The organism is Reichenbachiella agariperforans, assembly GCF_900142205.1.
GTDB lineage: Bacteria > Bacteroidota > Bacteroidia > Cytophagales > Cyclobacteriaceae > Reichenbachiella > Reichenbachiella agariperforans.
On sequence record NZ_FRAA01000002.1, the window covers coordinates 206,028 to 232,479 of the forward strand.

Sequence of the window (26,452 nt, forward strand, 5' to 3'; positions counted from 1 at the left end):
TGTAAATGATTTACAGCAAAGGCTGTAGCACAGCCCATACATTCTCGGCTAAGATTGCATGCCCCTCAGCTGTAGGATGTATTCCATCTTCCAAGTTCAGCTCGGGTATACCTGCTACACCTTGCAGGATAAATGGAATCAACGGCAATTCGTACTCCGCAGCGAGCTCTGGATAAATGCGCTGAAAATCTTCCGCATAGTCCGCTCCCATGTTCGGCGGGATCATCATGCCAGCCAATACCACTTGACAGGTTGGGTATTTGGCTTTGACCTTGTCAATGATCGACCGTAAGTTTTTTCGAGTCTCCTCCGTACTCACGCCTCTCAGTCCATCGTTTGCGCCAAGCTCTAGGACGAAAATATCGATCGGATTCTTCAGCACCCACTCCACCCGAGCATCCCCGCTGGCAGTAGTCTCTCCACTCAAACCTGCATTGATCGTTTGATAGGGCAATTCCATTGAGTCCAATCGCTCCTGAATCAAAGCTGGAAACGCTTCGGTCAGGTCCAATTTGTATCCTGCGGTGATGCTGTTGCCAAAAAAGAGTATGGTCTTCTTCTCTTCATCTGCGACTTGCTTGGTCTCTTCAATTTCTGAAGTAGATGCTGTTTTTTGCTTTTGATCTGAACTACAACTGGTCAGGATCGACAAAAAAAAGATCGTCAGAAAAACCGTCGTGGGTATCCGTAAGTTTCTAATGCACATGATTTTCGGGTGTATTTCGATAAGAAACCAAAATTAACTTTCTAATCCTAAATGGTTTGAAATAAATTAATAATTAATTTTGCGTTTCGTAAACAACATTGCATTAGGGCACAACGTAAGTGCTGAACCATACAAGAACGACTTGATTATGAGATGGATGATGAGATCAAAGATTCACAAAGCGGTAGTCACCGAAGCGAATCTGAATTATGTGGGGAGTATTACTATAGACAAGGATTTCCTCGATATGGTAGGGCTCAAAAAGGGCGAAAAAGTCCAAATCGTGAGCAACACTTCAGGTGCTAGATTAGAAACCTACGTGATCGAAGGAGACCGTGGTTCCAAAGAAATCTGTATGAATGGTGCTGCCTCTCACCTTATCGGTGAAGGCGAAGAGATCATCATCATCGGGTACGAACTCACCAATGAAGACATCACTCCAAGTGTGATTCTACTGGACAAAGACAACAACTTCGTAGAATACCTCGAAGAATCCGTAGAGCTCAACCGCTTTCTCTAAGCCAATGAACCTATCGTAGAAAAAGGATGCTGGAAATGACTCTCCAGCATCCTTTTTTTATCCCTCATCAAACAGCCTGTCTCGCTATCATTTTGGCACTAGCCATCTTGAGACCAAACCACAGCAGGTAAGAAATCAAGCATATTACGATCCCATACATACTGGTGATCGAAGACACCTTCAATCCCCCGGCCAACAGAGCCTGAGATACTTGTCCCACTTGCTCTATGGACTGAAAAGCCGAATACAGACCAATGAACTGCCCCAGCACGCCAAACACCAAAGCAAACAACCCTATAGACTTGACCCAACTGACATCCACAGCTTTCCCGTTGAAAAGAGCAATAAATTGAGCTATTGTTATCGCCACTATCCCCATCAGCAACAATGTCAACACGCCCATAAAAAGGCTTCCGCCCATGTAAAATAATTCTACCATGATCATTTAAATTTAAGTGAAAAATATAAAATCAAAGGTAGAGTCAGCCACAGCCTGATGTCAATGCAGAATCCAGTCCTAAACCTGCTACTCGTCGACAAAAGTTCGATATTCGGTATTAATTCAACATTTTAGCGACATGAAAATCACTCGACATGTTTTCTTTTGGATCGTCATCGTCCTGCTGCTCACCTTGATCTTTGGCAAATCCTATCACAGCTTTTCAGAGTCGTTTTACTTCGTCTGCTTGCTACTCCCGATGACAGTCGGTACGGCTTATTATTTCAACTATTATTTAGTCCCTAAGTACTTGTTCATGCAGCGCTATGGCAAGTTTGTACTTTACAGCTTTTATCTACTAATCATATCGCTCAACCTTGAGATGCTCGTCATCACCACCGCCTTCATTGTACTCGCCGAGTATGACTTCACCAACATGAACCCCATCACCACAGACGTGTCCATATTGACCCTAGCACTATACTTTGTCGTTTTTGGTTTTTCCTTCGTTCGTTTGGTTCGGTTCTATTTTCAAAACCAACAATCCATTTCTCGGTTCGAAGAAGAAGTCAAAAAAGCAAGTACCACCACCATTACCATAAAAGAAAATCGCAAAAATCGCCCTGTCAACCTCGATGACATCCACTACATCGAAAGCCTCAGCGACTATGTCACGATTCACCTCTCGGGTGAAAAAATCACCACCAAAGAAAAAATCAGCGTACTCGAGTATCGCCTACCCAGCCAGTTCATCCGTATCCACCGTTCCTTCCTTGTCAATCGTCATCACGTCACGGCATTCGCCAAAGATCAAGTTCAAATCGGTGAACTCACCCTTCCCATCAGCAGAACCTACAAACAAAAGGCAATTAGGAGCCTCGAAGCTTAAACCCTTTGGTTCATATCCCGTAAATTGTGACTTATAGTATCCTTTATGTCACAGATTTTAGAAGTTCACAAGCTCTCCAAAACTTACCAAAGCGGAGAAAAAAACCTTACCGTATTAGATCAAATTTCCTTCAGTCTAGAAGCAGGAAAATCCCTTGCGATCGTAGGCCCCTCTGGCAGTGGCAAAACCACTCTACTCGGACTCTGCGCAGGACTAGATCGAATCGATACAGGCAGTGTCAGCATAGCAGGGCACGCCCTTGATCAACTCAGCGAAGATCAAAAAGCGCAAGTACGCAACGAAAACGTAGGCTTTGTCTTTCAGAACTTCCAACTGATCCCTACGCTCACAGCACTAGAGAATGTAATGATCCCCCTCGAACTCCTCGGTGACAAAAATGCACTTCAAGAAGCTACAGCTCTCCTCGATCAAGTCGGGCTGGCAGATCGAAAAAACCACTACCCGTCCCAACTCTCAGGAGGAGAACAACAGCGAGTAGCACTGGCACGCGCCTTCTCCAACCGTCCCAAAATCCTCTTCGCCGACGAACCCACCGGCAACCTAGACGAAGAGACAGGTGCTAAAATCGAAAAATTGCTCTTCGACCTCAACCGAGACAAGGGCACTGCCCTCGTACTCGTGACCCACGACATAGAGCTCGCCCACAAAACCGACCACCTCATTCGTCTCAAGGGCGGAAAAGTATTTGAATCCGATCTCCTCAGCCAAACACACGCTCAATCTTGAAATCACCGCATTTAGTTCCTAGACAAATGTCCCACACCTGGCTACTCCGCATGGCCTGGAAAGACAGCCGACGCAGCAGATCCAAACTCCTACTATTCACACTATCCATCACGATAGGCATAGCGGCACTAGTTGCCATCAACTCCTTCAAAGAAAACCTCAACTACGAGATCAACAACCAATCTAAGTCCCTATTAGGTGCAGACTTAGAGGTCTACTCTCAGCAGCCTTTTACGGAGGAACAAATGAGTTTTATAGATTCCTTGGGGTCGACACGGTCTTTACAAAGTCGCTTTTCTTCGATGATCTACTTTCCGCAGACTGGTGGCACGCGATTGATACAGGTTCGAACACTGGAAGGTGACTATCCTTACTATGGCGAGATTGAAACCTTACCACTTTCAGCAGCGACAGACTTTAAAACTGGTGCATTCGCTCTAGTAGATGAGACACTGATGATGCAGTACAATGCCAACATCGGTGATCCTGTCAAGATAGGGCAACTAGAATTCCAGATCATAGGGAAACTCCAAAGCATCCCCGGTCAAAACAGCATCAACACCGCTGTAGCTCCCGTCGTTTATATCCCTCACCAATACCTCGTACAAACTGGACTCGTAGAGCGTGGCAGTCGCGTATACTATTCGTACTTCTTCAAAACAGATCAAGAAATTATCGAAGAGGAATTCGATGAGACCTACGAAACACGATTTGAAGAATTAGCACTGCGCTACGAGACGGTAGACAAACGAAAAAAGAACACCAGTATCGCCTTTAACAATACGACTGTATTCCTAAACATGTCGGCCTTCATTGCGCTCTTGCTGGGCAGCATCGGTGTAGCAGGAGCAGTCTACAGCTACCTTGGAGAGAAACGCAGATCCGTTGCGATCTTGCGCTGCTTGGGACTGAGCGGGCGCCAAGCATTCTATATATACTTCTATCAAGTGCTAACCATGGGGCTGTTAGGCTCACTAATTGGCACCACCATTGGTACAGGACTACAATTGTTTCTACCAAGGTTGGTAGAAGGTCTGATCCCATTTTCAATACAAACACGATTTTATGCCTTAGTCGCTCTAGAAGGTGTCGCCATTGGCATGATTGTCACCGTACTGTTTTCGCTCCTACCGCTCCTATCCATACTCAAAATCTCTCCGCTCAACTCCATCAGAGCAGAGTTTGAGTCAGGTGGGGATGATCAAAAAAATCTAATTCTGAAAAGTAGTTTATTTGGTGTGATCACGCTATTCCTCTTTTCGTTTTCTTATCTACAAATCCAAGAGTTGGATCAAGCAGCGATTTTCATCGGAGGTCTCTTTGTTACTTTTCTGATTCTCTGGCTTTTTTCTAAAGGGCTTATTTACCTCGCCAAGACTATGGTTTCCCCTAAATGGAGCTTTTTGCTCCGTCATGGGATTGCCAATCTACACCGACCCAAAAACCAAACAGGCCTGCTCATCATCACCGTCGGTATGTGTACCATGTTGATCTCCATCATGTACTTTTCTCATCATGTGTTATTGGATCAGATCACGATGGCAGGTAGCGAAGAGCGTCCTAATATGGTTCTATTTGATATCCAATCACACCAAAAACCCGCCTTGGAAACACTCGTCACGGACTTTGACTTACCCATCGTACAAGATGTACCTGTGGTGACGATGCGCCTACTAGAGTACAACGGGATCACGAAAAAACAGGCTAGCCAAGACTCTACTTTGGAAATCCCAGACTGGCTCTATAACCGAGAATACCGCGTGACATTCCGGGACAGCCTCATCAGTTCCGAGACCCTCACCGAGGGTGCCCTGCATCCCTACCAAGCCAATGACTCCATCTTCATATCAATCGCTGAAGGGTTTGCAGAGCGACAAGAATGGGAACTAGGTGATGAAATCATTTTCAATGTGCAAGGGGCTCTTATGAAAACTTATATCGGAAGCTTTAGAAAAATCGACTGGCGCAGAATACAGACGAACTTCCTCGTGCTGTTCCCCTCAGGGCTACTAGAAGAAGCGCCACAGTTTCATGTACTCGTAACCAAAGTCAAAGACAACCAGCAGTCTGCCACCTTCCAACAAGCCATCGTACGCCAGTTTCCTAACATCTCCATCATCGATCTCGAGCTGGTACTGAAAACAATCGAAGAAGTCCTCGTCAAGATTTCTTTCGTCATCCGCTTCATGGCACTGATCAGCGTAATGACAGGATTACTTGTCTTGATCAACTCCATCATGCTGAGCAAATCACAGCGTGTCAAAGACAGCGTTCTACTACGCACACTCGGTGCAAAAGCCAAACACATCATTGCCATTATCACTATCGAATACCTCGCCCTAGGATCAATTGCATCACTGACGGGGCTCATCACCGCTCATCTATTGACTTGGGTGCTATCCGTGACGCTCTTTGATGCAACCTATAGCATAGATTACATGTCTACTGTGTATATATTCATCGCTGTGATCATTGCCACTTTGGTAATGGGTTTACTCAATATGAGACCAGTCCTCCGAGAAATGCCCTTAACGATTCTCCGAAGAGAAAACTAAAAACACAATAAAATACTGAAAATCAATAGGTAACAAAAATAATTTATAGCACAATCCTAGTGGTGGCACTTCGTTTGTTTATCAAGAAATAAAATCACAAACAAATGAAAGTATTTAAAATCATAACGATCATTACCCTGATCAGCTGCTCACTGATGGCGTTTGCCATATAGGCCCCATCTAGGTTTAGTAATAAAATCAAGGCCTCTCGTGCCTGTACTTTATGATCACCTAACCCTAGAGGGGTCAGCCTTATAATAAGACTTCCCTGTCTCCAGCCCCTTTGACGTAGATTGTCTTGGATTTTAGCAGATGCTTGGTCATCTTCATAGCATGATAAAATTGTTATTATTCCCTGCTGCTATACTCATCTGCATGATGAGTAGTTGCTCCTCTCCTGAGCCGAATAAGACAATGTCGGCTGAAGAGATGAAGGTCCGTCAAGTTATTTTGAATTTATTCCAAGCGATGTATGACGGAGATAGCAGCGCAATCCGACCACTATTCGACGACTCTCCCCTACTCTACACCATCTATCAGCGCAACGACTCCACATTCAAGGTAGAAGGAGGACTGAATCAATTTCTTCAGTCCGTAGGTACTCCTCATCAGGTCAAATGGATAGAAAAGTCTTGGGATTACAAAATATCAATAGACGGTGGACTAGCACAGGTTTGGTGTCAATATGCTTTTTTTGCTGGCGAGCGGTTTAGTCACTGTGGTGTAGATGCTTTTCAACTCGTTAAGTCCCCACAAGGATGGAGAATCTTTACACTAGCAGACACGCGAAGAAAAGACGGTTGTTTGTTTCCTACAGGAAAATTTTTCGAACCCGAATAAGATACTATTCAAAAATTTGAAACAAAAAAAGGGCTACCTAATTGGCAGCCCTTCTCATAAATTTATTGCTAATTTCTTATCCTACAGTTTTCACTGTTTTGATAATTCTTGCTGCTACTTTGTACGGATCAGCGTTAGATGCTGGTCTTCTATCTTCTAGGTATCCTGACCATCCCTTGTTCTTAGTGTAAAGAGGGATACGAATAGATGCTCCTCTATCAGACACACCGTATGAGAAATCAGTGATCGCAGCAGTCTCGTGCAATCCAGTCAATCTCTGGTCATTGTATGCTCCATAAACCTCGATGTGCTCAGCAACTACATTTCTGAATGCCTCACATACTTTCTTGATTTTCTCTTCAGATGCTGCGTTTCTCAAGAATGAATTTGAGAAGTTAGCGTGCATTCCTGAACCATTCCAGTCCGTAGCACCTAGTGGTTTCGGGTGGTACTCGATGTACAATCCGTACTGCTCAGACAATCTTTCCATCAAGTATCTTCCGATCCAGATTTCATCACCAGCTTGTTGTGCACCTTTCGCAAATATTTGCCATTCCCACTGACCAGCAGCTACTTCACCGTTAGTCCCTTCGATATTCAAACCAGCAGCGATACATAAATCTAAGTGCTCGTCTTTGAAATCTCTACCGAATACATTTTGTCCACCTACACCACAGTAGTATGGTCCCTGAGGAGCAGGGTATCCACCAGCTGGGAATCCAACAGGTAGTTTAGTTTCTGGGTCCATCAAGAAATACTCTTGCTCAAATCCGAACCAGAAGTCGTCATCTTGATCATCGATAGTTGCTCTACCGTTAGTTTCATGTGGCTCACCATCAGCGTTCAATACCTCAGTCATCACCAAGTAACCATTTTCGATTGCTGGGTCTGGGCAAATATAGACTGGCTTCAAAATACAATCAGAAGAACCACCTTCTGCTTGTTGCGTTGATGAACCGTCAAAAGACCACTCAGGACAATCCTCTAGCTTGCCACTAAAATCTGATACAACTTTGGTTTTACTTCTAAGAGATTGAGTAGGCTGGTATCCATCTAGCCAGATATACTCTAATTTTGATTTTGCCATTTTTCTATAAGTATTTAATAATTTTCTAATTCTAAGCTCTTTTCAGTTTTTGGGGAAATGTTGTATTAGGAAGTGTTGTCAGATAAAATGTGGTCTACCGAGAACAAGTACGTATTATTACGGAAACCAAAGGTAGCAACTTTTTTTAAACCCTCCATGTCATAAGACAATCAATTGGTTATAAATAGTGTCTGGAGTGGCAGCTTACCTCCCCAGACACATAAAATTGCTTAAACACTTAATAAAGTCTTACTGTTTAGAAAGAGTAAACAGCTGCAAAAACAAATGATGCTAACGAATTTTGTGTATCTGTAGCATCTGCTGATCCTTGAATAGTATCCTCTGCATATAAGTCCACTCTAACCTCTGGTATGAGAGTCAATGCACCAATTGAATAGTTAGCAGACAAAGTTAAATCAATGACCGCATCCCCTGGCGCTGTATAAATCAATGAAGACATGCTGTCTGGATCTTCAAATCCTGCTGCATCTTCAGACATTACCAAGTACTCTCCTCTTAGTCCTAATGAAAAATCATCCGAGAATGAGTTTTGCAAATACAAGGCAGCACCTGAGAATGATTCTTTAGCTGTAGTAGCATTCACACCCAAGTAAACAGTCTCTGTCAAGTCCCATCCAGCAGTCAAATCAAACTGGTAGAAATCTTCTGACAAAATAGCATTCAAATATGCTCCTCCATAACCAATCTGTGCTCCAAACACATAATCAGCAGACGGGTTGAAATCAGTAGCGTCAGTAGGGTTAAACACACCCGCCATGATAGATACATCGCCCAATGAAACATCTGCTTTCAATCCAGAGTGAGAGAAAGGTCCATAAGAAAACATATATGAAGTAGAGTAGTTAAAGTTAGCTGTTGGAGAGATTACTTCATATCCTAAAAAAGTATTGAAGTTACCTACAGTCAATGTAACCGCATCACTTACCATCCAATAAGCATACAGCTGATTGACGATGCTAGATGACGCTGTTGTAGAACCAAAAACTGCATCAGTACCTCTAGGTCCAAACACCAAGTCTGCAACGAATCCTGTTTTCTCGCCTTCAAGACCTATAACCAAATTGGCCATACCTAATGCAAAACCTGGTTGATTAGCAAAGGAAGAACCTGGTGCCATTACGCTACCGTCCTCTGGGTTGTTTGATGCGTTCAAATTGGCTCTGTAATAGGTGTCTACGCTACCAGATATAGATAGAGCTGGAGAAGAATCCTCTTCGTCCTGAGCAGAAGCTGCAAAAGAAACTACTAGCAATGCCGCCAATAATATTTTTGTAAAATTTTTCATTATTACTTTATTTTAGAGTTGAAATTTTAAAGTTGAAAAAAAGACCTGTTTTACTGTGTTCGCACCACAGTGTGAACAGGTCTTCTCTTTTATATCTAATTGGGAAATAATCAGTCGTCGAAGATGATAGTATAACCTCTGATACCGTGCTCGTGACTATCTAGACCTTCTGTTTCGTGTTGTTCAGAAACTCTTACACCGATAGTTTTCTTCAAGATGAAGAATAACAAGAAAGCGATAGGGAAAGCAGCACCTGCATAACATAGTACTCCGATCAACTGAGTCATGAAAGAGAACTCACCGATACCGAAGATACCTACAGCTAGCGTACCCCAGATACCACACGTCAAGTGAACAGATACAGCACCTACTACGTCATCTAGTTTGAATTTGTCCATAGTCACAGCAGAGAACACTACCAAGATACCCGCTACTGCACCAATGATCAATGAAGAAGTCACAGACACTACATCTGCCCCAGCAGTGATTCCAACTAGACCAGCAAGGATACCATTGAGTACCATTCCCAAGTCCATTCTCTTAAATACCACTTTAGCAGTGAAGAATCCAAATAGACCTCCGGTACAAGCAGCCATACATGTCGTCACCAACACATAAGAGACTAAATCTGGATCAGCAGACAATACAGAACCGCCATTGAAACCGAACCATCCTAACCATAGCAAGAACACACCGATCACTGCCAAAGGCACAGAAGCACCTGGCTTGTCGATTACTTTTCCATCTACGTATTTACCTAGACGTGGGCCAATGATCATGATACCTGCCAATGCACCCCATCCACCTACAGAGTGAACCAAAGTAGAACCAGCAAAGTCATAGAATCCCATTTCGTCTAGGAATCCACCACCCCATTTCCATGAGCCTAAGATTGGGTAAACCAACCCTACATACACTACAGTGAAGATCATGTAAGCGGACACCTTCACACGTTCAGCGATCGCACCTGATACGATAGTCGCAGCAGTCGCAGCAAACATTCCTTGGAACAAGAAATCCGTCCAGTAAGTATACCCTGCACCAGCATAGTCAATAGATGCGCCATCAGTAGCTGCATCGAAACCAATACCTAATCCAGCGAACCCTAAGAAACCGTTGAATTCACCAGGGTACATCAAGTTGAATCCACAAACCAAATAAGTCAATAGACCGATGATTGGGGTAATTGTGTTTTTAAACAGGATATTAACTGTGTTTTTGGATTGTCCAAAACCAGCTTCTACACCTGCAAAGCCTAAGTGCATAATAAACACTAAAGCTGTAGCCAACATCATCCAGATGTTGTTTGCCGTAAAAAGCGCAACAGCTCCTTCGGTAGCCTGTGCAGCTGCCTCAGTTGTCATCTCGCTCATTACATTAGTCAAAATTGTCATAGCAATAATTTTAAGTTTAAAATAAATTTATAGTCCTAAATCGGTAGTAAATGCTTGCTTGCTGCGGGCGCACATCACCGAAAAAATCCTTAATTTAGATATCATCTTGTGTCAGTGAAAAAGAACTGAACTACTGATGAATTCGGGAGTTTTTTAATTTCCTCAGCTGCTAAAGTAGCAAAACCAAGTAGAACTACTTAGTAGGCGCGCAGAAATTATCCTGATTTACTTAATATTTATACCATTCACATTTTTTAATGATTTTATTGAATTTTATTCAACAAACACTTGAAAACACACCAATACAGTATGATTTTTTCAACAAAACAGGAGATTCTTTGATTAAAACAATAGTTATATGCGCTATACACATTTATTTTACTGTGATTTCGCAGGTTTATTACTTGGAAATTTGATTAAGTAGTAAGTAAAATGCTCTACTAAATACGCAACAAAATACGTACATACGTAAACACATAAACCAACAACCCGATGACGCACTATAAAAAAGCAGGAGACAAGGCCGAAAAACAGGCAGAAGACTACCTAACAGGTCTAGGGTTTGAAATTTTGGAAAGGAACTACAGGCACAAAAAGGCAGAAATAGACCTGATCGTATCGCATGAAAACTTATTACTATTCGTAGAAGTGAAATACCGAAGAACAGCCACTTATGGATACCCAGAGGAGTTTGTCTCCGAAAACCAACAACGCAACATCATAGGAGCAGCTCAGTATTACCTAGAAAGGTTGAAATGGAAAGGCCGAATTAGATTTGACATCATAGCGCTAGACGCCTCCATGTCGATCACTCATTTTGAAGACGCCTTTTACTAAGGAGGTTTAATCGTACATAGCTTCTATTAACGCTGCATACTTGTCCAAAAGTACACGTCGTTTCAGTTTGAGCGTAGGCGTCAGTTCGCCGCTATCGACACCCCAGACATGATCCATGAGCTCTATTTTTTTGACCTGCTCCCAGTGCCCAAACCCTTGATTGTATCGTTGGATCACCTCATTATAGAATTTTATAATCTCGGGGTTCTTGATCAACAGGTCTGGCTCTTGCACCTTGATACCACGACTTTGACACCATGTCGCTAAAGTCTCAAAATTAGGCACAACCAGCGCAGAAGGGAATTTACGCCCCTCACCAAGCACCATGATTTGCTCTATAAACTTAGACTCCTTGAACCGATTCTCCATCATCTGTGGTGCGATATACTTACCACCAGAGGTCTTGAACATTTCTTTTTTTCGATCAGTAATCCTGAGAAAACCTTCATTGAGCTCTCCAATATCCCCCGTATGAAACCAGCCATTATTCATCACAGCCTCTGTCTGTTCCTGATCCTTGTAGTACCCGATCATAACATTAGGTCCTTGACATAATATCTCGCCATCTTCTGCAATACGAACACTAATCTGATCTAGAATTTTACCCACCGTACCAACGCGCACACCTCCCTCAAAGGGCGTGTTAAACGCAATACCTGGTGAAGTCTCTGTCAAACCATAACCCTCACATACTGGAATCTGTGCTGCCCAAAAAATCCGTGCCAAACGTGGCTGCAATGCAGCTGCACCAACGAGAACATAGGACAACTCACCACCAAGAGCCTCCTTCCACTTAGAGAATACCAACTTACGCGCTAGTGCCAACTGAGCATTATACCAACTCCCTTGTTCAACAAATGGCGTAAACTTCAACCCCAAATTAACCGCCCAGAAAAACAATTTTCGCTTCAACCATGGCAATTCATAGCCTTTGGCAATGATTTTATCATAGACCTTCTCCAGCAGGCGAGGTACAGTCGTGAACATGTGGGGTTTGACCTCTTTGAGATTATCTCCAATGGTATCCATGCTCTCCGCATAATAAATCGAGATACTGCTATAGAAATAGAAGAAAGAAGCGGTTCTTTCTAATATGTGGCAGAGAGGTAGAAAACTGAGTGCACGCCCCCCTTGATCTAACAAGCCTTTGAGTGCTACACGAACGGCGACAGAGTTACTGACAACATTGTGATGTGACAGCATGACGCCTTTAGGCCTCCCAGTCGTGCCCGAGGTATAGATAATGGTAAACAAATCCTCAGGCTTGATTGCACTGCTAATCTTCTCGACTTGGGCAACATCTCCTTGCGGATCCAAACTCAACACTTGTTTCCAGTTATCTACACCCGCTATATCATCAAAGGAATAGATATGCGCCAACGCATACTCTTTATTTGCCGCAGTGATCTTATCTAAAATCTCCTGATCTGCACCAAAAACAGCCTTAACCTCTGCGTGCTCGAAGATGTAAGCGTAATCTTCTTTGGAGATCGTGGGATACATGGGGACAGAAATCACCCCTGTTTGGGCACAGGCCAAATCTACAAAATTCCATTCTGGACGGTTCGTAGATACAATGGCAACTTTATCACCTGGTACCAGTCCCATGCGCAAAAGCCCCAAACTAAGTTTGGAGACTATGTCCATTACTTCTTGGGTAGAATACTTTCTCCAGTTTCCCGCTTCAGAACACGCCAAACAGTCCTCGATCGGGTGATGAGTAGATTGATACTGTAAAAAATCAAAAACGCGTGTCGGTTTTTCCATAATCAAGCCTTTAGACCTTTAAGATAGTAAAAAGGAAGCAGGAATAGAGAGGGAAAACTACTGAGTTTTGTCAGGCAGATGGAGTTAAAGTCTCTCTAGGACTTTTCTAATAAGAGAATCAATCACACGGTCAGGGTCTTTGGAGAACTTATTTTTGGCGCGATTAGCAATGATGGCATTGAGGCTTAGCATTTCGTGCCCCATGAGTCTTCCCAGAGCATAGTATCCTGCAGTCTCCATTTCGAAATTCGTTAACCAAAAATCTTCTTCATGAAAATACATGAGATCCTCCATCAGGTGTGGGAACTTTAGGTCCAACCGAACATTTCGCCCTTGCGGACCATAAAATCCTGGACAAGTGACCGTATTGCCACGCACCATATCAAAAGCAAATTTTTCTCTAAGCATCGTAGACCCTTCCACACAGTAAGGCTTGAAAGGAAAGTCTAGGTAATCTCTCAGTTTGTTAGTCACTGTGTTTTCCTGTCCTGTCTGTCTCAGGTTGTAGAAAGTCATCAACGTATCCAACCCGACTCCAAAATCAGACACCAAATGAGACCCGAGACGCAAATCTTCCTGCAAACTACCCGAGGTGCCTATACGGATAATATTGAGCTTCTTTTTCTTTTCCTTAACCTGACGTGTTTTCAAGTCTACGTTAACCAAGGCATCTAACTCAGTCATGAAGATCTCTACATTGTCTGTCCCCATCCCTGTGCTAATCACGGTGACTTTCTTCCCTTTGTAGGTCCCCTTGTGCGTGATAAACTCCCGACGATTCATCTCAAAATCAATGGTATCAAAGTACTGACTCACCCGAAAGACACGGCTAGGATCTCCTACAGTCAAGATAGTATCGGAAATATTCTCAGGCTTCAGATTGAGGTGATAGACACTTCCGTCCTTGTTTAGGATCAGGTCTGTTTCGGAAATAGTTTGCATCAATTAGTAAATCTCTAGGTCAGATTTGAATTTAGTGAAAACTAATAAAATGACAAACTACGACAGGAATGAAACCCAAGTCCTTCATTATTTTTTCACCTCGACGGCAGGGTTACCAAACACGGTCTGCTTAGCGGGCACCTCTGCGATCACGACAGACCCAGCCCCTATACGAGCCCCTTTACCTAGCTTGACTCCAGAGACGATCACCGCTCCTGATCCGATGAACACTTCGTCCGCAATCTCCACACCAGCTCCAATCACAGAACCTGCACCGACCTGCACAAAATCTCCCAACTTAGCCGAATGATCTATCGTAGCACCGCTATTGATCAGGCAGTGGCTACCTATCTGCACCCCAGCACCTAATTTCGACCCGCTATTCACAAAATTACCATGACCGATCTCACAAGACCTGGACATCACCACGCTATTATGGATCGCATTGACAGGCATTTTTTTACGCTTATCGATCAACACTTTCGCAAAGCTCTTCTTCTCCTTGTTGTCATCCGTAGCGACGAAAGCCTCACACTTTTTACCAATCAGCTTTAAGAAACCATCGTCTGAGGTCTCCCCCAAAACGGGCACATTATCAATCTCGGTGTTATGTAGTGATTTATTATCATCTAAGAAGCCATAGATGACATTGCCGTTGGATTCAAAAATCTCTAATGCTGCGCGACCTAAGCCACCCGCGCCGAATATTATTACTGGGTTGTCCATGGCGCAAAGTTATCCATATTCGAATAAGTTTACCATGCTCGTCCAAGAAATGAAAAAGGAAGGGAAACCTCTTTTCAATGCGGACTTATTTTTGACTCCCTAACCGAAAACTCCCCACAGTGGCAGAAGCCAGAAGCAATATCAGGACAGGGAAATAATACACTTTGTATCTTGCGATCGTACCGAGGTTGGGCACACTGTAAGACAGTAAGGCCGCACAACTCGCCACGTAGACTATCGCAATGATGCACTCGATCTTGAAGAGTTTTTTTACCCCCCCTTTACGAGACAAAGCAAAAAAAGTGATTAATAGCAGTAGCGTATTTTCTATCGCACTTAACCAAACAGGAAAAGCCCATGACTCAAACAAAAAAGGTCGAAACAACCCCGAAAAAATATAGTAAATCCCGTTAATACCCCAGTCCAAAAACGTGCCTGTGACTGTCAATACTTCCAAAGTACTAGTAGTCGACTGTGACAAAATCAGTTCATGGTTGAACTGAATCACAGCAATCAACCTGCTCATTTGAAAATTAGGACTCAGCCAAGTCAATGCTACATACACGGGAAAAGCCAACATCCCAACAATCAAACTAGCCCTTTGCCATTCTGACCAATAAGGCAACCACGATTTAGAAAATTGAATCAGGAAAAGAAAAACTACAGCGGGCACTAACATCGCCGCGATATAATATTTAAAAATCCCCAGATAAAGTATCGATAGAACCATGAAAAACACGTCTCCAACTCCGTGTTGACGGGACGACCGAAACACTGCATAAAATCCAACAATACTACACAATGCTGCCCCCCCCAAGCTCTCCTTGAGTAGGCCTGATGACCAAAAAACCACTGAAGGCACGAACATAAATGCCAATACCGCAGGCCACTTAAAAGTGCGATCCCAAAGACTAAACGCTCGAACCACATATACTGTCCCTAAAAAGCTCACCACAGAAAAAACCACTGTAGTCAACCAATAATCCGCCCCTGTCACATAAATAAAAACTGCCACCAAACGCATGAACCAAATCGCTCGAACAGGCTCACTGACCAGTGTAGATGCTGTAATCTCCGACCAAAAAGCAGAAGAATCCAGAGAGGCTAACCCAACTGCCTCATCGAAATACGCAAACGTATCCCCTCCTGAGCAGTAGTAGTGGCTATAGAGTAACCCTAACAACACTCCCGATACGACTTTGAGTCCCAAAGCCATAAAAAAAACCTGTGGACTGAGCATATCACGCAGCGCGCCATAGACTAGTATGACAATACCCGCTAGAAATAGGAGTACAAAAAAATAAACGAGGAGTATCTGCAAAATCAACTAGATAAAATCTTGAGCCCAATTTTACAGGAAAGGCATTTCTTTTTCAAACAAAACTCATTCTTCAGCTCGATCAGTGCCTGCGTATCAAAAGCACTCGTCACCTCCATGCCCAATGCTTCCCAATCCGATATGATACTATTCTGCTCCGGCTTTAGCCCTTGTAACAGGTCTACCGCTCGATCAAGATAACGCGTCTCTCCCACCGATGTCCCATAGGCCGTCAACAGTGTCACCACACCATTGATCAGCAGAACATCCACACTACTTTTGCCTATCCCTGCCGTCACACGTTTCGATGTTTTACCAAAATCATAATGCAGTTGCCAGTATGCAGACACTTTCATGTCAAAAAAACCACGCACCTCCATACCACTAGTCCCATGAACAATCAGGTCAAAAAACTTAGCATGAGTACTGACAAAACATACCAACTGCGCCAATCGAACCGTAGGAAAATTGGATGGCCGCATCCTCAAGAAATCCCACTCGACACGCAGCATCTCTTGCTCTTGCAGATTGTATTTTTTCGCCAAGTAGTCGTAGCGCCGTTTGAGTTCAGCATGATGCTGATCCCTCGCTTCTCCTTCCAAAAATCCCGCCACGCCAAACACCAAAGCCTCTACATCGAGTGGCTCAGACTGATGTTTGAGCAACAGTTTATGTGGCAGTCTCGTAGCTAACTTAAGCATCGCCTCGGCGTTCTTCTTGAATCCAAAATGCTGTGCGATCCATTGGTAAGCCGTCTCCTCCCACGAACCTACGTTGCTATCTAGCATATCGAGTAACAGCGCAGACTTTCGCCTCAGGCGTTCCACACAGGCATGATCTAGCATGGAGACCTTATCAATGTTGCGCACTTGCGAAAATTGTTCTTGACACGGAATCGCCAAAGGACTGTTGATTAAACTGTTCGATTTGGAGAGGAGTTGTAAATCGACACGGTCGGATAGCTGCAGTACAGGTAGCCGTTCACCGTCTTCACGACAGCATTCCTTATCGTGATTCCACACCACATGGAGGATCACACTGTTGTATTTGGTATCCGATTGATGATCATGTCTATCCCAGTCCGATGAGTTGATATGAATCTCTACACTACCATACCAGCAGATGTCTCCTATTCTTAGTTTAGCTTGAAGAAAATCTGGACCCGCATCACTATTATGATGTCCGAGGTTGTATATCTCTATCGGTTGATCCTCAACTGTCACGAGATGTGCGCTAGCAAAGCGCTGATAGTTCCAGACGAAATGTAAAAAAGTTTCTTGCACAGTATCACGAGTTGCTTCCCATACTGCTGCTACCAAATAAAGCGAAAAGTCTCTAGCTATGCAAGACTAAACCAACCCAAGCTTCTGTCGATGATCAGCCTTAGTCGCTTCGAATGACCTCAGGTCCTCCAAAAGCTTCTCCACGTCATCATTGATTACAAACAAATCCATATGCGCTTCCTTGATCAGTCCTTGTGTCAGCATGTGATCAAAAAACGTCATTAGCGGATCATAATAACCATTAACATTCAATATCCCAATTGGTTTTTGGATCAATCCCAACTGACTCCAAGTCAAAACCTCCATCAACTCCTCCAGTGTACCAAAACCACCTGGCATAGCAACAAAAGCATCCGCTCTATCAGCCATACTCGTCTTACGCTCGTGCATTGATTCAGTCAATACAATCTCGGTGAGCTTATCATGCGAAATTTCTATTTCGTCCAAAAACTTAGGAATTACACCAACGACAGAACCTCCACCATCAAGACACGAATCTGCTATCGTCCCCATCAAACCAAGTGCGGCACCTCCGTAGACCATAGTGATTTCGGCTTCTGCCAGTTTCTTTCCTAATTCTTGAGCTGCAGTCACAAACGCCGAATTATTACCCGTCGAAGAACCACAGTAAACACAAATACTGTTCATATTAAAATCCAATGTTGTAGCACAAATATCTTAAATCTAGCCCGGCGATGCACAAAATTGCCAAATAATAAATAACGATTGTACCGTAAGCATTAGAAGCTTACTTTTGCCCAAATTATCAAGGAAATAAATGGCAAGAGAGAAGTTAAAGGAAGAGGATAAGAGAAAATTGAATGGTGAAAATTTCAAGAAGCTTTACAGCATCTTCCAGTACATCGTCCCTTACAAATCCAAATTCTTAGTCGGTCTGGTATTTCTCGTGGTGGGTAGCTTCCTATTGTTGGCGTTTCCATTGGTCGCAGGCAAACTCATCGATGTGGCAGGTGGAGACCAAAGCTGGTACCTCACCGATATCAATCAAGTCGCTCTAGCGCTCATGGGCATCCTATTCCTACAGGGTATTATCTCCTATTTTCGGGTTTATCTATTCGCTCAGGTGAGCGAAAATGCCATGGCAGATGTTCGTACAGGGCTTTATCAAAAACTCATTCATCTCCCAATATCATTCTACGACAAGAACAGGACAGGAGACCTTATGAGTAGGATCACGGCCGATATTAGTATGCTACAGACTACTTTTTCGACGACACTAGCAGAGGTGATTCGTCAGATCGTTACGCTGGCAGTTGGGCTGACGATGATATTTATCACCACTCCTGCACTTAGCCTCTTTATGCTCTGTGTGCTGCCTGTCATCATTTTTGCAGCGATGCTATTCGGGAAAAAAATCAGAACACTCTCTCGCAAATCTCAGGACGAACTAGCGGTATCTTCTACGATAGCAGAAGAGACCTTTCAGTCCATCCTAGCGGTCAAATCCTTTACTAACGAAAGCTTCGAGAAGAATAGATTCGACGGAGCAATGGGCAAGGTTATTACGGCAGCCATCCATGCAGCCAAGTATAGAGCTGGTTTCATTTCATTCATCATTTTTGCTCTCTTCGGTGCGATGGTTGCCATCATCTGGTATGGTGCAGTACTACTCCAAAACGGAGAAATGAGCATCGGTGATCTAATATCTTTCGTGCTTTACACCTCCTTCATCGGCGGGTCTATTGCGGGCTTGGGCGATTTATTTGGTCAGATTCAGCGTGCCATTGGTGCCTCTGAGAGAGTACTGGAGATTCAGGACGAAGAATCTGAAACCGACAGCACAACGACCGTTAGCACCCCTATCAAAGGCGCCATAGCATTCGATCAAGTATCATTTGCTTACGAAAGCCGCCAAGACATCCAAGTACTGAATAGGCTGTCACTTCAAATCAAACAAGGGCAGAAGGTCGCCCTTGTTGGGAAAAGTGGCGCAGGTAAAACTACCATCGCTCAACTCCTCATGAGACTATACAACGGCTATGAGGGCACCATCGCTGTGGATGGCAAAGAAATCAAAGAATACAGTCTCAAAGACCTCAGAGACAGCATAGGTATGGTTCCTCAAGAAATCATTCTCTTTGGTGGGAGCATCCGCGAAAACATCGCCTATGGCAACCCAGCAGCTAGCGAAGAAGAGGTTATCGCTGCTGCACGAAAGGCTCACGCGATGGATTTTATCCAATCCTTCCCTGAGGGACTCGACACCCTAGTAGGCGAACGAGGCGTCAAACTATCTGGCGGACAAAGACAAAGAATTGCGATCGCTCGAACCATCCTTAAAAATCCATCCATCTTGATATTGGATGAAGCGACCAGCTCACTAGATGCCGAGTCGGAAAATCTGGTCCAGCAGGCATTCAATGAACTGATGAAGGAGCGGACGACACTCATCATTGCACATCGTCTCGCTACGATCAAGGCTGTAGATCAAATATTCGTACTAGAACATGGGCAGATTGCAGAATCAGGCACACATGACAGCCTACTCTCTAACCCGAACAGTACCTACAACCATCTGGTCAACCTGCAGTTGGTCGAATAATTAACCACATTAACCCCCTGATAACCATCACTTATCTAAAGAGGTCAAAAGTGTTGCTTGAATCTGACATTTTATACTATATTATGACTTTCTTTGCGGCTCTGACAATTTAGCAAAAGCAGCATTTAACGACTTGATTGAATGAACCTTATACTTAATAATATTTTTTCTGGAACGAATGAATTTCTTCTGTTCGGTGTTTTTGGGGTAGTTATCGTACTATTCTTAGTCGTAGATTTAGGACTCGTTCATAAAGGGCCTAAAAAAATTACGCAAAAAGACGCGCTCATGCAGACTATATTCTGGATTGTAGTCTCGTGCATTTTTGGAGGTTTAATCTATTTTTTTGGAGGTGGGTCACAGAACGCCATAGAGTACTTCTCTGCCTACGTGACGGAAAAAGCGCTTTCCGTAGACAACATTTTCGTCATTCTACTCATCCTACGCTACTTCAAGGTCAAGGACGAATATTACCATGATATCTTATTTTGGGGTATTCTAGGTGCTATCGTTTTCCGCGCTGTGTTTATATTCCTAGGTGCATTATTGATAGGTGAGTTCCACTGGATTCTATACATCTTCGGCATATTCCTAATCTACTCTGGTGTCAAAATCTTCAATGAAGATGAGGACATGGATATCGAACCAGAGAAAAACATCCTTTTGCGATGGGCTAAAAAAATACTCCCGATCTCTAAAGATGAAAGAGGTGGAAAATTTGTTTTCAAAGAGAAAGGAAAGTTATGGTTCACACCACTTTTCCTAGTCGTACTCCTGATCGAATCTACAGACCTGATCTTTGCAGTTGATTCCATTCCTGCAGCCTTTGCTATTAGCCAAAATGAATTCATCATTTACACCTCGAATATCTTTGCGGTCATGGGACTCAGAGCGATGTTCTTCTTGCTAGCCAATGTTCTTGATAAATTTTACCTGCTGCAAAAAGGACTTTCCATTGTTCTAATCTTTATTGGTGCCAAAATGCTTCTAGAATGGAGTCTTGTTCAGTCTGCGTTTCAGCTCGTGGGGATCGAAGAGCATGTCCATATCCCTGTGATCTGGTCTTTCATCGTGATCATAGCAGCGCTGACCTTGTCTATCGTTTTGTCGGTTATTTTCCCACAAGCAGAAGAAGCGGTAGAGCCCGCAGAAACAGTTGAGGAAGAAGTGTAGCTTTTTCCTCTCCATTTCGTAGGAGTATAAAAGTCAATTTTATGATAGTACCTTTCGATCAATTGCCCGACAATGCTAGAGTCTGGATATATCAAGCAGACAGGATTTTAAATACTGAGGATGTCCAAACGATAACCGAAGAATCTAATCGCTTTCTCGAAGGATGGGCTGCTCACGGCGCGGCACTCAAAAGCAGTTTTAAAATACTCCACAACAAATTTCTGATCGTATCTGTGGATGAAAGTTTCAACCAAGCTAGCGGTTGCTCTATCGATGCGTCTGTAGGTCTTGTCAAAACATTAGAACAAAAACTAAAACTGAGTTTCTTCAATCGGTCACAGGTCTGCTTCATCATCAACGACGAAGTATTCGAGAGCACCATCACAGAGATAAAATCACTCATCCAAGAGGGGAAAATAAACAGAAAGACCTTAACTTTCAACAATCTAGTCCCTACTATCAAAGGACTGCAAGAGGACTGGGTCGTGCCTGCAGAAGACAGCTGGCTCAAAAGATATTTTTAAGACCCAAATCTTTGACTAGATTACTGATAGATGAAAAAGATTGATCGGTACATATCCATTCTTTCGTGGCTAGCCGCCCTAGCCATTGTCTCCTGTAGCCCGCTCAAAAAGGCTAACAAGAGTTTCGAAGCAGGCGAGTTCAGCACTGCAATACACCAATATAAAAAAGCGGTCAAGCCCAACGACCCCACCTCCAACTACGCCCTTGCTGAGGCGTATCGTCAGTCCAATCAGCTCAAGAAAGCCGAACCCTACTATAAGGTAGCCATAGACAATAACATAGCGGAAGAAAAAGCATACTACTACTATGCCCAAGCCCTCAAGTCCAATGGTAAAGAGACTGAAGCTAAAAAAATCCTCACCCAATACCTAGACAAAGGCGAAGACAAAGACGTAGTAATCTGGGCACAAAACGAACTAGACAACCTCAACAGAATGGAAGAAGTTCGTAGCATGGTCAATTACTTCCGTGTCAAAAGCCTAGACGAAATCAACACGCCCTATGCGGAGTACTCTCCAGTCTACAACAATGGATATCTTTATTTCACCTCTAACCGAGACGGCGGCAAAACCTACAAAGGAACAGGCACACCGTTCACCGACATCTACCGTGCCCGCACCAAGGGCGCAAAAGTGGATATAGAAACGCTACAAGCACTCGATGAGAACATCAACACCTCTGACATCAACGAAGGCTCTATTACCCTATCCGAAAATGGAAGAACCATGATCTTTGCCAAGGCCAACAGCGGAAAATCCAGTGGCACTAATGAGGTCAACCTCTATTTTACCCGATATCGTAATGGAAAATGGAGTGAAGCCAGACCACTATCTATCAACAAGCGCGACGCATGGGACTCGTGCCCTGCACTAACGGCCGACGGCACAACGCTCTACTTCGCCTCCAATAGAGAAGGTGGCTATGGCGGCATAGACATCTACACCGCCAAGCTCAACCGCCGTGGCAGATGGGTAGACGTCCGAAACATGGGCGCTCACATCAACACTCCTGGCAATGAATTATTTCCATATGTAGGCGGTACTGGTGTCCTCTATTTTGCATCCGACGGACAACCAGGCTATGGCGGACTAGACCTATTCGAAGCAACACGTGGTGGAGGAAAGGAGATCATAAAAAACCTCGGCGAACCAATCAACTCTTCGAGTGACGATTTTGGTTTATACCTTTTCAATCCATCGAGAGGCTTTTTCACTTCTAATAGAAAGGGAGGAAAAGGAGATGACGATATCTACACCTTCGTCAATGACGATCCCAACCTGAAGATCGTCAACTACTATCTCTCAGGCAGCACCTTAACGCCAGACGAAAACAAAAAACTACAGCCCCTTCCTAACACCAAAGTCCTACTCGTAGACGAAGAGGATGGAATCATTGATGAGCAATTCACAGAGGTAGACGGCCGTTATCGTTTTCGTGTATATTCTGAAGAAAACTACTACTTGATCGCCGAAAAAGAAAACTACTTCACCACTCGAATAGACTTCTCCACAATAGGCAAGTCCATCGATAAATCCACACTCACCGAAATGGTCACCAATGTAGAATTCAAACAAGATTTGCCTCTCAATCAGATCGTGATCGAAAAACCAATAGTTCTCAACAACATCTACTACGACCTCAACAAGGCCAATATCAAACCCGCAGCTGCCAAAGAACTAGACAAACTGGTCGTGATCATGAAAGACAACCCAGAGATCACCATCGAACTAAGTTCTCACACCGATGTCCGAGCAGATCATGACTATAATATGGATCTATCACAGCGTAGAGCTGAATCAGCTGTCAATTATATCATCTCACAAGGCATAGAAAAAGACAGAATAGTAGCCAAAGGCTATGGTGAGACCAAATTAATCGTTGAAGATGCCGAGAATGAAATAGAGCACCAACAAAACCGTCGCACAGAGTTTAAGGTGATTAAATACAATGCTAGACACGTCGATGAGGAAGAAGGTGACGAGGAAGGAGATGACGAAGACACAGATGATACTGATAGATTTTTCTCTGATTTAGACGAAGACACAGAAAACTAGTTGGAGTTATAGGAATTTTTCCTAATTTGTACTGCCGCAACAGGAATGAAAAATATTCTTTCGGCTATTTGACCTACTAGAATCCTTGTATTTTGAATGAGAATGAAATCCTTCTCTCCAAATCAACAATTAAGAGATTCCTGTATTTTAAATGTGCTAGGAATTTTTCATTTTTGATTAACCAGTTTTAAGAGAAAAATAGATTTATTCACCATGAAAGGATTTTTTATACGCGCTACTCGAATCACGCCATCCATCTACTTTAATCCACAAAAAGGATTGTTAGACATTAGAGGGAAATCAAGCCCTGAAAATCCCTTAGCTTTTTACAAACATCTCCACGAAAGCATTGATCAGTTTGCGAATGCAGATACGCCTTCTCTTACTTTGAATATCGCCTACGAATACTTCAACACGAGTTCCTCTAAGTGTATTTACATTCTGTTCAAGAAAGTAAACGACCTCAGGGTAGACAAAGGCAAAAATGTCAAAGTCAACTGGTACTTCGAAGATGGTGATGAAGACATGCAGGAAGCCGGAGAAGATTTAAGCTCATTCTTCAACTACGAATTCAATTACGTGGAAATCCCCGAGATCAATGTACTCGGAGAAATGAAGGAAGAAGAAAAATAAAATATCATGACTAGTCAAAAAAAGAGCCTCATATCAATGATATGAGGCTCTTTTCATTTCACAAAAACATTACAAAATTACTCCATCCCACTCCATGGCGGCTGGATTTCCATAAATCTAGCATAGGCGATCAATTGCCCTTTGTGTTCCGAACAGTGGCCTCCAGCAATCCCCATGATCGCTCGCTTAGTGAATGTACCGAAAGGCAATTCCACTTGCGTCAATAGATCATCCTTCTCTACAGCAGCAGATGCTTTGTTAATGAAGGCAAAAGAATCATTGATTGCTTTGAGTAAATCTTCTTTCTTGGTCAATGTCTTCTCCATAGACTGCCAATCGACTCCTTCAGGCAGAGGAGTGCCCAAAAAACTTCCAAACATATAATTAGTCCCTGCAATATGAGCGATGACTTCCGACACGCTACGCACATCTTCACTACTTCTCCAACTCATTTTGTCTGCAGGAATCACACCGATCAACTGCACAAGTTGTCCTTGATTGTACTCCGTAGCACCTGCAAATTCTTGCTGAAGTGTGGGGACTTGTGCCCATGACAGCATCGGCATCAATACGATTAGGTAGATTAATTTTTTCATAGTTTAATTTGTTTGTTCTCTCATCACATAACCTATCGACCAATAGGTGTGGATGCTAATCTAAGGTAGCTAGACTCTTAAACACTTCCACGATATTGGACACAAAATGAATTTTGATTTTGTATTTAGCAGGCTCTAACGATTTTTTATTAACTGCAGAAACATAGATCGCCGAGAAGCCTAATTTTTCTGCTTCAGAGATGCGGTTCTCTATGCGGTTGACCGCACGTACCTCTCCTCCTAACCCTACCTCTCCTGCAAAGCACACATCTGACGACACAATTTGCTCCTCGTGCGACGACACCACCGCAACGCAAATACTTAAATCCAAGGCGGGATCATCTATTTTCAATCCCCCAGCAATGTTCAAAAACACATCCTGATTACCTAGGCGCAAACCTCCACGCTTTTCCAATACTGCCAAAAGCATATTGAGACGTTTGGCATCATACCCAGTCGTAGATCGCTGTGGCGTACCATAAGCAGAAGTACTCACCAGTGCCTGTGTCTCTATTAGCAACGGGCGATTCCCTTCGATAGATGCCCCTATGGTCACCCCACTCAATTCATTATCTTTGTTTGAGATCAAAATCTCCGATGGATTCGTGACCTGACGCATGCCATTGCCCAGCATCTCGTAGATACCGATTTCTGAGGTAGACCCAAAGCGGTTCTTTATCGTTCGCAGTATGCGGTAACTTAGGTGTCTATCTCCTTCGAACTGAAGTACTGTATCCACCATGTGCTCGAGTACTTTTGGCCCTGCAATTGTCCCTTCCTTGGTGATGTGCCCGATCAAAAACACCGGTACATCGGTAGATTTAGCAAACTGTAAAAGCTCCCCAGTACACTCTCTCACCTGACTGACACTACCTGCGGAGCTATCTACCTTCGAACTATACAGCGTCTGAATCGAATCTACAATCAGTACATCGGGCTGCACCTGTCTCACCTGCTGAAAAATCTGACTCACAGAAGTTTCGGCCAATAGAAAACAGTTGTCAGACGAGAGAGGAGCCATCCGCTCTGCACGCATCTTGATCTGCTGAGGACTTTCCTCTCCCGACACATAGAGTATCTTTCGGTCATTCATCATCAGCGCCATCTGCAAAAACAAGGTGGACTTACCGATCCCTGGCTCTCCTCCTACCAATACCAGTGACCCTGCAACAATTCCTCCGCCCAGCACACGATCAAGCTCGATATCATGTGTCCCCATGCGTTCGCTTTTCTCCGTTTTGACTTCATGGATTTTAACTGGCTTATTGGGCACTCCTTTGGTTTCCTTATCCGTCCATATTTTGGCATTCTTTTCGGAAGACTCTATCACCTCCTCGACATAGGAGTTCCATTCACCGCAACTCATACATTTACCCACCCATTTGGGAGATTGGGCACCACAGTTTTGGCAGAAAAAAACAGTTTTTGCTTTGGCCATAATTCTATTGATTATCAAGGACGAAAATACAAGGATTCCCTTTCATAGAGAAATCTAGTCTTCTCGACACCCTATTTGGTACTCCTTACGTCTACGCACATTTTGGAGCCTAAC

At 43.6% G+C, this 26,452-nt stretch carries 24 protein-coding genes; 11 read left to right on the top strand and 13 right to left on the bottom strand.

Annotation, left to right across the window (positions count from 1 at the left end; translation table 11 throughout):
• Positions 1-10: 10 nt before the first annotated feature.
• Positions 11-706, bottom strand: a complete 696-nt coding sequence (locus BUB99_RS07265) for an arylesterase (RefSeq protein ID WP_073121007.1) — start codon at positions 704-706, stop codon at positions 11-13.
• 157 nt (positions 707-863) lie between these two features.
• Between BUB99_RS07265 and panD the strand changes: the two genes are divergently transcribed.
• The gene (gene panD, locus BUB99_RS07270) at positions 864-1,226 is read left to right on the top strand and encodes an aspartate 1-decarboxylase (protein ID WP_289847948.1); all 363 of its coding nucleotides are present in this window, start codon (positions 864-866) and stop codon (positions 1,224-1,226) included.
• 67 nt (positions 1,227-1,293) lie between these two features.
• Here the strand turns inward: panD and BUB99_RS07275 are convergent, their stop codons facing one another.
• Positions 1,294-1,665, bottom strand: coding sequence for a MotA/TolQ/ExbB proton channel family protein (locus BUB99_RS07275; RefSeq protein WP_158233436.1), 372 nt, complete (start codon positions 1,663-1,665; stop codon positions 1,294-1,296).
• Positions 1,666-1,804: 139 nt separating this feature from the next.
• Here BUB99_RS07275 and BUB99_RS07280 point away from each other — a divergent pair, with 139 nt between their 5' ends.
• From BUB99_RS07280 to BUB99_RS07295, 4 genes are all read left to right on the top strand, one after another.
• Positions 1,805-2,554: a LytR/AlgR family response regulator transcription factor gene (locus BUB99_RS07280; RefSeq protein WP_073121011.1), complete on the top strand. Its 750-nt coding sequence runs from the start codon at positions 1,805-1,807 to the stop codon at positions 2,552-2,554.
• A 45-nt stretch (positions 2,555-2,599) separates the two neighbouring features.
• Positions 2,600-3,301 carry an ABC transporter ATP-binding protein gene (locus tag BUB99_RS07285; RefSeq protein WP_073121013.1) on the top strand — a complete coding sequence of 234 codons (702 nt, stop codon included), beginning with the start codon at positions 2,600-2,602 and terminating at the stop codon, positions 3,299-3,301.
• 26 nt (positions 3,302-3,327) lie between these two features.
• Complete coding sequence (locus BUB99_RS07290) at positions 3,328-5,856, top strand: ABC transporter permease (RefSeq protein ID WP_073121015.1); 2,529 nt, start codon at positions 3,328-3,330, stop codon at positions 5,854-5,856.
• A gap of 333 nt (positions 5,857-6,189) precedes the next feature.
• Positions 6,190-6,696, top strand: coding sequence for a nuclear transport factor 2 family protein (locus BUB99_RS07295; protein ID WP_139280936.1), 507 nt, complete (start codon positions 6,190-6,192; stop codon positions 6,694-6,696).
• A gap of 76 nt (positions 6,697-6,772) precedes the next feature.
• On the opposite strand, the gene BUB99_RS07300 is transcribed toward BUB99_RS07295, so the two are convergent.
• From BUB99_RS07300 to BUB99_RS07310, 3 genes are all read right to left on the bottom strand, one after another.
• Positions 6,773-7,783, bottom strand: a complete 1,011-nt coding sequence (locus BUB99_RS07300) for a glutamine synthetase beta-grasp domain-containing protein (protein WP_073121017.1) — start codon at positions 7,781-7,783, stop codon at positions 6,773-6,775.
• A 256-nt stretch (positions 7,784-8,039) separates the two neighbouring features.
• A complete protein-coding gene (locus BUB99_RS07305; protein ID WP_170863751.1) occupies positions 8,040-9,089 on the bottom strand; it encodes an outer membrane beta-barrel protein in 1,050 nt (349 codons plus the stop codon).
• Between the two features lie 110 nt (positions 9,090-9,199).
• Positions 9,200-10,462, bottom strand: a complete 1,263-nt coding sequence (locus tag BUB99_RS07310) for an ammonium transporter (RefSeq protein ID WP_407691730.1) — start codon at positions 10,460-10,462, stop codon at positions 9,200-9,202.
• A 513-nt stretch (positions 10,463-10,975) separates the two neighbouring features.
• Between BUB99_RS07310 and BUB99_RS07315 the strand changes: the two genes are divergently transcribed.
• On the top strand, positions 10,976-11,320 hold the full coding sequence (locus BUB99_RS07315; RefSeq protein ID WP_073121023.1) for a YraN family protein: 345 nt from the start codon (positions 10,976-10,978) through the stop codon (positions 11,318-11,320).
• A gap of 6 nt (positions 11,321-11,326) precedes the next feature.
• On the opposite strand, the gene BUB99_RS07320 is transcribed toward BUB99_RS07315, so the two are convergent.
• The 6 genes from BUB99_RS07320 to BUB99_RS07345 form a co-directional block, all read right to left on the bottom strand.
• On the bottom strand, positions 11,327-13,087 hold the full coding sequence (locus BUB99_RS07320; RefSeq protein WP_073121025.1) for an AMP-dependent synthetase/ligase: 1,761 nt from the start codon (positions 13,085-13,087) through the stop codon (positions 11,327-11,329).
• An 84-nt stretch (positions 13,088-13,171) separates the two neighbouring features.
• Positions 13,172-14,029: a nucleoside phosphorylase gene (locus BUB99_RS07325; RefSeq protein ID WP_073121027.1), complete on the bottom strand. Its 858-nt coding sequence runs from the start codon at positions 14,027-14,029 to the stop codon at positions 13,172-13,174.
• A gap of 87 nt (positions 14,030-14,116) precedes the next feature.
• Positions 14,117-14,755: an acetyltransferase gene (locus tag BUB99_RS07330; protein WP_073121029.1), complete on the bottom strand. Its 639-nt coding sequence runs from the start codon at positions 14,753-14,755 to the stop codon at positions 14,117-14,119.
• An 85-nt stretch (positions 14,756-14,840) separates the two neighbouring features.
• The gene (locus BUB99_RS07335) at positions 14,841-16,076 is read right to left on the bottom strand and encodes a hypothetical protein (RefSeq protein WP_139280937.1); all 1,236 of its coding nucleotides are present in this window, start codon (positions 16,074-16,076) and stop codon (positions 14,841-14,843) included.
• A 2-nt stretch (positions 16,077-16,078) separates the two neighbouring features.
• Positions 16,079-17,356: a DUF2851 family protein gene (locus tag BUB99_RS07340; RefSeq protein ID WP_073121789.1), complete on the bottom strand. Its 1,278-nt coding sequence runs from the start codon at positions 17,354-17,356 to the stop codon at positions 16,079-16,081.
• Between the two features lie 66 nt (positions 17,357-17,422).
• The gene (locus BUB99_RS07345) at positions 17,423-18,004 is read right to left on the bottom strand and encodes an LOG family protein (protein ID WP_073121033.1); all 582 of its coding nucleotides are present in this window, start codon (positions 18,002-18,004) and stop codon (positions 17,423-17,425) included.
• 130 nt (positions 18,005-18,134) lie between these two features.
• Here BUB99_RS07345 and BUB99_RS07350 point away from each other — a divergent pair, with 130 nt between their 5' ends.
• From BUB99_RS07350 to BUB99_RS07370, 5 genes are all read left to right on the top strand, one after another.
• A complete protein-coding gene (locus tag BUB99_RS07350; RefSeq protein WP_073121035.1) occupies positions 18,135-19,919 on the top strand; it encodes an ABC transporter ATP-binding protein in 1,785 nt (594 codons plus the stop codon).
• Between the two features lie 141 nt (positions 19,920-20,060).
• The gene (locus BUB99_RS07355) at positions 20,061-21,092 is read left to right on the top strand and encodes a TerC family protein (protein ID WP_084190427.1); all 1,032 of its coding nucleotides are present in this window, start codon (positions 20,061-20,063) and stop codon (positions 21,090-21,092) included.
• A gap of 41 nt (positions 21,093-21,133) precedes the next feature.
• Positions 21,134-21,616: a hypothetical protein gene (locus tag BUB99_RS07360; RefSeq protein ID WP_073121037.1), complete on the top strand. Its 483-nt coding sequence runs from the start codon at positions 21,134-21,136 to the stop codon at positions 21,614-21,616.
• Between the two features lie 30 nt (positions 21,617-21,646).
• Entirely contained in the window at positions 21,647-23,671 is a 2,025-nt protein-coding gene (locus tag BUB99_RS07365; protein ID WP_073121039.1) for an OmpA family protein, read from the top strand.
• Positions 23,672-23,884: 213 nt separating this feature from the next.
• Complete coding sequence (locus tag BUB99_RS07370) at positions 23,885-24,304, top strand: DUF1987 domain-containing protein (protein WP_073121041.1); 420 nt, start codon at positions 23,885-23,887, stop codon at positions 24,302-24,304.
• A gap of 77 nt (positions 24,305-24,381) precedes the next feature.
• Here BUB99_RS07370 and BUB99_RS07375 read toward each other — a convergent pair whose 3' ends face one another.
• Positions 24,382-24,900 (bottom strand): DinB family protein, encoded by a 519-nt coding sequence (locus BUB99_RS07375; protein ID WP_073121043.1) that lies wholly within the window; start codon positions 24,898-24,900, stop codon positions 24,382-24,384.
• A 55-nt stretch (positions 24,901-24,955) separates the two neighbouring features.
• On the bottom strand, positions 24,956-26,338 hold the full coding sequence (radA, locus tag BUB99_RS07380) for a DNA repair protein RadA (RefSeq protein ID WP_073121045.1): 1,383 nt from the start codon (positions 26,336-26,338) through the stop codon (positions 24,956-24,958).
• Positions 26,339-26,452: the final 114 nt, after the last annotated feature.

Bases quoted from the DNA above. Each gene is read 5' to 3' on its own strand.
- BUB99_RS07330 (WP_073121029.1), bottom strand. From the start codon at position 14,755: ATGGACAACCCAGTAATAATATTCGGCGCGGGTGGCTTAGGTCGCGCA.
- BUB99_RS07360 (WP_073121037.1), top strand. From the start codon at position 21,134: ATGATAGTACCTTTCGATCAATTGCCCGACAATGCTAGAGTCTGGATA.
- BUB99_RS07365 (WP_073121039.1), top strand. From the start codon at position 21,647: ATGAAAAAGATTGATCGGTACATATCCATTCTTTCGTGGCTAGCCGCC.
- BUB99_RS07275 (WP_158233436.1), bottom strand. From the start codon at position 1,665: ATGGTAGAATTATTTTACATGGGCGGAAGCCTTTTTATGGGCGTGTTG.
- BUB99_RS07280 (WP_073121011.1), top strand. From the start codon at position 1,805: ATGAAAATCACTCGACATGTTTTCTTTTGGATCGTCATCGTCCTGCTG.
- BUB99_RS07295 (WP_139280936.1), top strand. From the start codon at position 6,190: ATGATAAAATTGTTATTATTCCCTGCTGCTATACTCATCTGCATGATG.
- BUB99_RS07300 (WP_073121017.1), bottom strand. From the start codon at position 7,783: ATGGCAAAATCAAAATTAGAGTATATCTGGCTAGATGGATACCAGCCT.
- panD (WP_289847948.1), top strand. From the start codon at position 864: ATGATGAGATCAAAGATTCACAAAGCGGTAGTCACCGAAGCGAATCTG.
- BUB99_RS07370 (WP_073121041.1), top strand. From the start codon at position 23,885: ATGAAAGGATTTTTTATACGCGCTACTCGAATCACGCCATCCATCTAC.
- BUB99_RS07350 (WP_073121035.1), top strand. From the start codon at position 18,135: ATGGCAAGAGAGAAGTTAAAGGAAGAGGATAAGAGAAAATTGAATGGT.
- BUB99_RS07375 (WP_073121043.1), bottom strand. From the start codon at position 24,900: ATGAAAAAATTAATCTACCTAATCGTATTGATGCCGATGCTGTCATGG.
- BUB99_RS07305 (WP_170863751.1), bottom strand. From the start codon at position 9,089: ATGAAAAATTTTACAAAAATATTATTGGCGGCATTGCTAGTAGTTTCT.
- BUB99_RS07345 (WP_073121033.1), bottom strand. From the start codon at position 18,004: ATGAACAGTATTTGTGTTTACTGTGGTTCTTCGACGGGTAATAATTCG.
- BUB99_RS07310 (WP_407691730.1), bottom strand. From the start codon at position 10,462: ATGAGCGAGATGACAACTGAGGCAGCTGCACAGGCTACCGAAGGAGCT.
- BUB99_RS07290 (WP_073121015.1), top strand. From the start codon at position 3,328: ATGTCCCACACCTGGCTACTCCGCATGGCCTGGAAAGACAGCCGACGC.
- BUB99_RS07320 (WP_073121025.1), bottom strand. From the start codon at position 13,087: ATGGAAAAACCGACACGCGTTTTTGATTTTTTACAGTATCAATCTACT.
- BUB99_RS07285 (WP_073121013.1), top strand. From the start codon at position 2,600: ATGTCACAGATTTTAGAAGTTCACAAGCTCTCCAAAACTTACCAAAGC.
- BUB99_RS07265 (WP_073121007.1), bottom strand. From the start codon at position 706: ATGTGCATTAGAAACTTACGGATACCCACGACGGTTTTTCTGACGATC.
- BUB99_RS07325 (WP_073121027.1), bottom strand. From the start codon at position 14,029: ATGCAAACTATTTCCGAAACAGACCTGATCCTAAACAAGGACGGAAGT.
- radA (WP_073121045.1), bottom strand. From the start codon at position 26,338: ATGGCCAAAGCAAAAACTGTTTTTTTCTGCCAAAACTGTGGTGCCCAA.
- BUB99_RS07315 (WP_073121023.1), top strand. From the start codon at position 10,976: ATGACGCACTATAAAAAAGCAGGAGACAAGGCCGAAAAACAGGCAGAA.
- BUB99_RS07355 (WP_084190427.1), top strand. From the start codon at position 20,061: ATGAACCTTATACTTAATAATATTTTTTCTGGAACGAATGAATTTCTT.